The 7,170-nt window shown below is 41.8% G+C and carries 8 protein-coding genes; 4 read left to right on the forward strand and 4 right to left on the reverse strand.

Annotated elements, in window-relative coordinates; all coding sequences use genetic code 11:
* Positions 1 to 52: 52 nt before the first annotated feature.
* Positions 53 to 1,219 (reverse strand): endonuclease Q family protein, encoded by a 1,167-nt coding sequence (locus CWS20_RS27395; protein WP_066200820.1) that lies wholly within the window; start codon positions 1,217 to 1,219, stop codon positions 53 to 55.
* Between the two features lies 1 nt (position 1,220).
* Entirely contained in the window at positions 1,221 to 1,772 is a 552-nt protein-coding gene (locus CWS20_RS27400) for an NUDIX hydrolase (RefSeq protein WP_066200823.1), read from the reverse strand.
* 77 nt (positions 1,773 to 1,849) lie between these two features.
* On the opposite strand from CWS20_RS27400, the gene mciZ reads away from it, so the two are divergent.
* Positions 1,850 to 1,993 carry a Z-ring formation inhibitor MciZ gene (mciZ, locus tag CWS20_RS27405; protein WP_083957471.1) on the forward strand — a complete coding sequence of 48 codons (144 nt, stop codon included), beginning with the start codon at positions 1,850 to 1,852 and terminating at the stop codon, positions 1,991 to 1,993.
* A gap of 61 nt (positions 1,994 to 2,054) precedes the next feature.
* Positions 2,055 to 2,966, forward strand: a complete 912-nt coding sequence (locus tag CWS20_RS27410; RefSeq protein WP_066200829.1) for an aldo/keto reductase — start codon at positions 2,055 to 2,057, stop codon at positions 2,964 to 2,966.
* A gap of 168 nt (positions 2,967 to 3,134) precedes the next feature.
* Here the strand turns inward: CWS20_RS27410 and CWS20_RS27415 are convergent, their stop codons facing one another.
* Complete coding sequence (locus CWS20_RS27415) at positions 3,135 to 3,383, reverse strand: YqkE family protein (RefSeq protein ID WP_066200835.1); 249 nt, start codon at positions 3,381 to 3,383, stop codon at positions 3,135 to 3,137.
* 224 nt (positions 3,384 to 3,607) lie between these two features.
* Positions 3,608 to 4,807 carry an acetyl-CoA C-acetyltransferase gene (locus CWS20_RS27420; RefSeq protein ID WP_066201874.1) on the reverse strand — a complete coding sequence of 400 codons (1,200 nt, stop codon included), beginning with the start codon at positions 4,805 to 4,807 and terminating at the stop codon, positions 3,608 to 3,610.
* Between the two features lie 145 nt (positions 4,808 to 4,952).
* On the opposite strand from CWS20_RS27420, the gene CWS20_RS27425 reads away from it, so the two are divergent.
* Both CWS20_RS27425 and CWS20_RS27430 read left to right on the forward strand, forming a co-directional pair.
* Positions 4,953 to 5,849 (forward strand): hydroxymethylglutaryl-CoA lyase, encoded by an 897-nt coding sequence (locus tag CWS20_RS27425; protein ID WP_066200838.1) that lies wholly within the window; start codon positions 4,953 to 4,955, stop codon positions 5,847 to 5,849.
* A 120-nt stretch (positions 5,850 to 5,969) separates the two neighbouring features.
* Positions 5,970 to 6,881 carry an alpha/beta hydrolase gene (locus tag CWS20_RS27430; protein WP_066200841.1) on the forward strand — a complete coding sequence of 304 codons (912 nt, stop codon included), beginning with the start codon at positions 5,970 to 5,972 and terminating at the stop codon, positions 6,879 to 6,881.
* Positions 6,882 to 7,170 lie beyond the last annotated feature (289 nt).

Raw genomic sequence — 7,170 nt, forward strand, 5'->3', positions numbered from 1 at the left:
CTTGACAGGGGCAAGACCAGCTTACTGATTTTCTGGACAGCTTTTTTTATTTTTAATCTCCTGAAATTTTCCCATACTTGCCTCCCCCGCCAGCTTGAAGATGCAGTTCTCCTTTTCTTGCTGCCATAATAAGATCTGCTATCGTCAGCGGTACAACCTTCTTTAATTGTTCGTAAGGGATTCGATGGAGAATCGCCATTTCTGTCCCAAAATGGTCCAATAGTTTCTCAAGCATTTTTGGCCCAAGTCCAGGCAAAAACTCAAGAGGAACTTGATGAATATACGGAGGCCGCTCGATTCTTTCAACATGAGAAGAAACTAGTTCGGCAATTCTATCTGCCACGCCTTTAATATATTTTTCGCTTCCACATTGCTGGCAAATACCCTCGTCTACACGAAAAGGAGTTAAGCATTTGGCACATGCCGTTCCATGATATTTTCCTAGAAGTGGATCTAAACCATAGTTAGCAGAAACTTTACGACCACCATTTTGCTTCAATGCCATCGCAAACTCTTTAAATGTCGGCGCATTCAATGAAAGTGTTTGGTATTCCCTTGCAATTTTCTTTAATGAATGTGCATCTGAATTCGTTAAAAAAGTAAAGTCCTTTAATTCAGCAATCTGCTCAGCCATCTTTGTATTTGAGCTTAGGCCAAGCTCTATTGCATCTATCCTTTCCGGATCAAACACTTCTGTCAACGAGCGGTTGACTCCTTTTCCGTACATGCTTTTAAACGGTGTAAACACGTGAGCAGGAATAAATAAACCTCCTAATTCTTTCACCTTTTTCTGTAGTAGGCGGCCGCTTACATAAATGCGCTGAGAGCTTAATTGAATATTTTTCAAATGCTGAGATAGCCAAATTGAAAAGTCACTCATCGCACGAATAGTAGGGAAGAAGCAAAGCACATGAATCGGACCTTGGCAGTTTTGGTCATAGATTTCAAGTTCTGAACCAGGAATAATTGACATATCTCCATACAGAAGACCGCCGTCGTCATGCTCAACTATTTCACCTAAATGGAGCAATTGCGAGATTTCTTCTATCACCTCTGGCGAATGGCAATCGATGATGCCAATCATATCGAGCCCCTTCTCATTTCTTGCATGCTGAATAATATTTGAAAAGGTCAGCGATTTTGCACCCGTTATTTTAACCGGTTTGCCAGTATATGTCCGGCCAATATGGATATGCATGTCCGCATAATATGTTTTCATTTTACTTTTTTAATGCCCCTTGTAATTGCAAATACTGTACCGCATAAGCAGTTTTTGCATCATATATTTTTTGGTTTCGCACTAATTCAATCGCTTCTTCTAAGGTAACTTCCATTAAGTTAACAAATTCATCCTCATCCATAGAAGCCGCATTTTCTACCGTTTTTAGTTCCTTTGCTATGTACAGATGGACAATTTCGTCAGCAAATCCCGGAGATGTATAGAAGGAAATCAGCCATTCCATTTCAGCGCAGCCATAGCCTGTTTCTTCCTCGAGCTCCCTTTTCGCACATTCCAATGGGTCTTCCCCTTTTTCAAGTTTGCCCGCGGGTATTTCCACAATCGTTTTCTCTAATGCCTTGCGATATTGTTCCACCATGACTATTTTATTGTCATCAGTTAATGCCAGGACTGCAACCGCACCAGGATGTTTGATAATTTCCCGTTTTGACGTTTTTCCATTCGGTAATTCAACATCTTCAATTTGCAGACTAATAACACTACCTGAAAATAGTTTTTCTGTTTTTAATGTTTTTTCTTCTAGGCGACTCATTTATATCGTCACTCCTGTTCTATCCTAATAATATTTGCTCATACAATTTTAACATACTTTATTTTCGGGAGGATGAGATGAAAATCTATATTCATGACAAAGGCGTCATCCTGGTCGGCAAAGCATGGCAAATTCGGGCAAAGCTGAAAGAATACCAGAACTATTATAGAGATATAAAGGAATGGGTTGATAGCACAGATATTAAAACGAAGAACAGATAATTTGTCCGCACGATCGTTTTATCTGTAAAATAGATAGAAACGATGAAAAGTGGTGTTGCAAATGAAAAAGAGACAGCTTGGTACTTCGGGCATTTATGTAAGTGAGCTTGGCCTTGGCTGCATGTCCCTTGGAACGGATGAGGAAAAAGCGCAAAGCATCATTGAGACAGCATTAAATGAAGGAATTAATTATTTTGATACTGCTGATTTGTATGATTATGGCGTGAATGAAAAAATTGTAGGCAAAGCGTTGAAGCATGTAAGAGAAGAGGTTGTTATCGCTACGAAGGTCGGCAACCGCTGGAATGAACAAAAAGACGGCTGGAGCTGGGATCCATCTAAAGCATATATTAAAGAGGCGGTAAAAAACAGTCTGAATCGATTAGGTGTGGAATACATTGACCTTTATCAGCTTCATGGTGGGACAATCGAAGATCATATTGATGAAAGTATTGAAGCTTTTGAAGAGCTCAAAGCAGAAGGATTTATCCGTGCCTATGGCATTTCATCCATACGGCCAAATGTGATTAGAGAGTATGTCAGGAAAGGAAATATTGATTCAGTGATGATGCAATACAGCATTCTTGACCGTCGCCCCGAAGAAGAGGCATTGCCTTTTCTAACAAAAAACCATGTAAGCGTATTGACGCGCGGCCCGCTGGCAAAAGGGGTTTTAAGTGACAAATGGCCTGAGAAAGCTATAGATAAAGGTTTTCTTGATTATAATGACGGCGAATTAAAAGCGCTGCTTCTTGAACTGGAAGATCAATTTAAAAGCGCCCGCCCGCTTCATGAAGTGGCGATGCAATATAACCTTGCGAATGAAGGGGTATCGTCAATTATTGCAGGCGCCTCTTCTAGTGAACAGGTGAAGAAAAATGCAGCAGCGGTTAAGGCACCCTCTTTATCGGATGAAGAAGTCTCATTTATTCAAAAGGTGGCAAAGGCGAGCCGCTATGAGGCGCATCGGTAAAGTGAACTTTCATTAGTGGAGGTGGGATTTTTCCTCATCTTCCACTAATGGATTGTTGAACAAAACGGGGATTTTACCGGCAGTTGACCCGTTGGAAGTCTTGAAGAGGCGGTTTACTGTCCTTTCATCCGCGAAAGAAAAAGCGGGCAGCTTCATGTGCCCGCTTACTTATTTAAATTCCTTCCAATTCAAGTCGCTCTCTCCAAGCAGTTCTTCAAAGCTCTTATTCTTCTCTTTCAAACGGCGTTCCTCCGCCTTTTTACGAGCCTCTTCCTCCTGCCTTTTACTCTCCTCCGCCTTCAATTCACTTTTCTTACCTTGTAACTGATCCAGCAAATCCTTATTCAGCATATCCCCCAAAGTAACCGGCCTATCATCCCGCTTCGGCGCACTTCCCTGCTGTCTCCTCTTCCTCATCACAAATCCCCTCAATCGCACATAAATTTTTGTGACCACATTATACCATGGGTACCTGTCACCTACAAATTTCGACAACTCCTTATACTGCAGATGTGAGGTTATGAAGTCAAAGCTTAAAAGCCAAAAAGCGATCATGCACACTTTCGTTGGGCTTGATCGCTTTTTTGTCGAATTTTGTAGAATCATGTAGGTGACAGGTACCTATATGATTTTGATTTTGATTATTTGGCTGCGGATGCTAGTTCGACGACGGTGGCTACGCCTTGGCCTCCGCCGATGCATAGGGTAGCTAGGCCTGTTTTGGCTTGTCTTTTTTGCATTTCGTGGATTAATGTGACGAGAATGCGGGCACCGCTTGCGCCAATCGGATGGCCAAGTGCAATCGCTCCTCCATTTACATTTAAAATTTCCTTATTGAAACTCAGCTCTCTATCAACAGCTAATGACTGTGCCGCAAAAGCTTCATTCGCTTCAATCAGCTCGAGTTCCTCCATTGATACGCCTGCTTTTGCCAATGCCTTCTTCACCGCTTTCACAGGACCGATTCCCATAATGCTCGGGTCCACACCGGCATTTCCATTGCCTTTAATCGTCACAAGCGGCTCTAAACCAAGTGCTGCCGCTTTTTTCCTGCTCATCACAACTAGTGCTGCCGCGCCATCATTGATGCCAGAAGAATTGCCCGCCGTGACGCTGCCTTCCTTCTTAAAAGCTGCCCGCAATCCGCCCAGCTTCTCTGCTGTCGTCCCTTTCTTCGGATACTCATCTTCAGCAAAAATAATCGGCTCACCTTTTCTCTGCGGAATTTCAACCGGAACAATTTCATCTTTAAATCGCCCTGATTCTATTGCAGCAACCGCTTTTGATTGGCTGGCTGCAGCAAATTCATCCTGCTCCTCTCTCGTAATCTCATATTTTTCACATAGATTCTCTGCCGTTACACCCATATGATACTGATTGAATACACAAGTTAATCCATCATCAATGAGTGAATCATATAATGTCGTATTGCCCATCTTAAACCCATCGCGGGCTCCTTTTAATATATATGGCGCCTGGCTCATATTCTCCATTCCGCCTGCAATCACAACGTCCGCATCCCCTGCAACAATTGCCTGAGCCGCAAGATGCACAGCTTTAAGCCCTGAACCGCACACTTTATTAATCGTCATCGATGAAACGCTTTCAGGAAGTCCCGCCTTTATCGCCGCTTGTCTTGCCGGATTTTGCCCCAAGCCAGCTTGAAGCACATTTCCTAAAATTACTTCATCCACTTCCTCAGGCTTTACACCAGCTTTCTCCATCGCTGCTTTTATAACAACCGCACCTAAATCCGGAGCAGACACACCTTTCAAGCTGCCATTAAAACTTCCTAATGCAGTTCTTACCGCACTCACAATTACTACTTCTGTTTGTTCCATTTTCTTCACCCTTTCAAAATAGCACACTATTATTTTCAAAAAACACTCTCTCCTATTATGCCACATTTTATATAATTCTTGCATTTCTGAATGTTAAACAAATAAAATAAAAGAAAACGCTTTCTATAAAAAGAGGAGAGATTGAATGAGCTTGCAAATGCCTAATGAAGTAACCATTATCGAAGTTGGTCCAAGAGACGGATTACAAAATGAAAAGGCCTTTGTTCCTACCGATGTTAAAAAACAATTCATTAAGAAATTAAAAGATGCAGGATTAAGGGAAATGGAGCTGACTTCTTTTGTCTCGCCCAAATGGGTGCCGCAAATGGGCGATGCTGCAGAAATCGTCGCCGATTCGCTTACTGAAGATACACGCGATATTGTTTTGGCTCCTAACCGAAAAGGTGTGAATCGCGTCTATTCGACCAATTGCCGGGCTGTAGCCGTTTTTGTAGGTGTCAGCAATACATTTAACAAAAAAAACATCAATAAATCTACAGCCGATAGCGTTGCTGAAATTACCCCTATTATTCATGAATTAAAAGAAAAAGGCTACTTTGTCCGTGCATGCATATCAACGGCCTTTTATTGTCCATACGAAGGAAAGATTGAGCCCGAAGCTACGCTGAAGCTATGCAAAGCATTTGTTGAAGCCGGTGCAGATGAGCTTAGTGTCGCGGACACTATTGGAATGGCCGCGCCCCATGAATCATTCGCACTATTTTCTTTACTTAAAAAGGAGTTTCCTCACATATTAATAACCGCTCATTTTCATGATACAAGAAAAATGGCTTTAACTAATATTTATGCTGCCCTGCAGGCAGGGATTGACCGTTTTGATACATCTGCCGGCGGGCTTGGCGGCTGCCCTTTTGCCCCGGGTGCTGCCGGAAATGCCGCCACTGAGGATGTCGTCTATATGCTCGATAGAATGGGGATTCGCACGAATGTAGATTTAGCAAAGCTTATTGAAGCAATTGATCTAGTTAAACCACATATTACCCGTTCAATTGAAAGCAGCTATTATCAATTACATTCTTAGCTTCCTCTTTTACAGAGGAAGTTTTTTAGTTCATCTTTCGGCAAACACGAGTTGTTCTAATGGATAATTTTCTATTTTAAATGGTAAAATAAAGTAAAATAACAACATTGGGGGATTAACGTGAAGAAACTTTTCCGCTATATTTTCCTACCGGTAATGGCATTGCTTTCTATTGGCATTTTTTTCACAAATAAATTGATGTATATCCGCAAAAAGGAAGATCAGTTCATTTTTGAGCGCGAAAGCTCATCAGGCAGATTTGATGCAGATATTTACGCCCATCTCTCCAAAAAGGAATATCTTCTTCCTTCCTCGTTTGGCTATCAGCTGAAAGCAGTACTCGCTGAGCCACATGAAAACCATCGCTATATTATCATTGCCCATGGTGTGACCGAGAATAAAACCAATTCAATTAAATATATGAACTTGTTTCTAAATCGCGGGTTTAATGTCGTCATTTACGACCACCGCCGCCACGGAGAATCAGGCGGGAAAACAACCAGCTACGGGTATTATGAAAAACACGATTTGAAAGTAATCGTCGATTGGCTTAAATCTTTAAAAGGCAATGATATACAAATTGGCATCCACGGCGAATCAATGGGAGCAGCCACAATGCTGCTTTATGCAGGAATGGTTGAAGACGGTGCAGATTTTTATATTGCTGACTGTCCTTTCTCTGATTTAAAGGGACAGCTGACTCATCACATTAGAACGACATTTAAATTGCCGCCCAATCTCCTTTTGCCGATTGGCAACGCTTTTTTGCGCTTTCGCGATAAATATTCCATTCTCGATGTATCACCGATTGCGGTCATTGAGAACATCGAGAAACCCATTTTATTTATCCATAGTAAGGATGACCGTTTTATCCTTCCTGAAATGACTGAGAGCTTATATGAGCTTAAAAACGGGCCTAAAAAACTATATATTGCCGAAAAAGGCGCTCATGCTCAATCTTATAATGAAAACAAAGAAGAGTATGAACGGACAGTTGATGAATTTCTTGAAGAAAACGGGCTGTTGGCTTAACAACATTTTGTTAGAAAAAGAGAGAAAGTTTGACGCATAAATGTGAATTGTGGCGCACAAATGAAGTACATTGACGCATAACGTTTGAGCGACGCATTTTGCGGTGGCTCTGACACATAAATGTGAATTGTGACGCATAATGAGTGCGATCTGACGCATAACTGCGAATTGTGACGCACAAATGGAGTACATTGACGCATAACGTTTGAGTGACGCATTTTGTGGCGGCTCTGACGCATAAATGTGAATTGTGACGCACAAATGGAGCACATTGACGCATAACGTTTGA

It is taken from the genome of Cytobacillus horneckiae (assembly GCF_002835735.1).
GTDB classification, from domain to species: Bacteria; Bacillota; Bacilli; order Bacillales; family Cytobacillaceae; genus Cytobacillus; species Cytobacillus horneckiae.

Excerpts from the sequence above, each read along its gene's own strand:
- CWS20_RS27395 (WP_066200820.1), bottom strand. The coding sequence starts at position 1,219 with ATGAAAACATATTATGCGGACATGCATATCCATATTGGCCGGACATAT.
- CWS20_RS27400 (WP_066200823.1), bottom strand. The coding sequence starts at position 1,772 with ATGAGTCGCCTAGAAGAAAAAACATTAAAAACAGAAAAACTATTTTCA.
- mciZ (WP_083957471.1), top strand. The coding sequence starts at position 1,850 with ATGAAAATCTATATTCATGACAAAGGCGTCATCCTGGTCGGCAAAGCA.
- CWS20_RS27410 (WP_066200829.1), top strand. The coding sequence starts at position 2,055 with ATGAAAAAGAGACAGCTTGGTACTTCGGGCATTTATGTAAGTGAGCTT.
- CWS20_RS27415 (WP_066200835.1), bottom strand. The coding sequence starts at position 3,383 with ATGAGGAAGAGGAGACAGCAGGGAAGTGCGCCGAAGCGGGATGATAGG.
- CWS20_RS27420 (WP_066201874.1), bottom strand. The coding sequence starts at position 4,807 with ATGGAACAAACAGAAGTAGTAATTGTGAGTGCGGTAAGAACTGCATTA.
- CWS20_RS27425 (WP_066200838.1), top strand. The coding sequence starts at position 4,953 with ATGAGCTTGCAAATGCCTAATGAAGTAACCATTATCGAAGTTGGTCCA.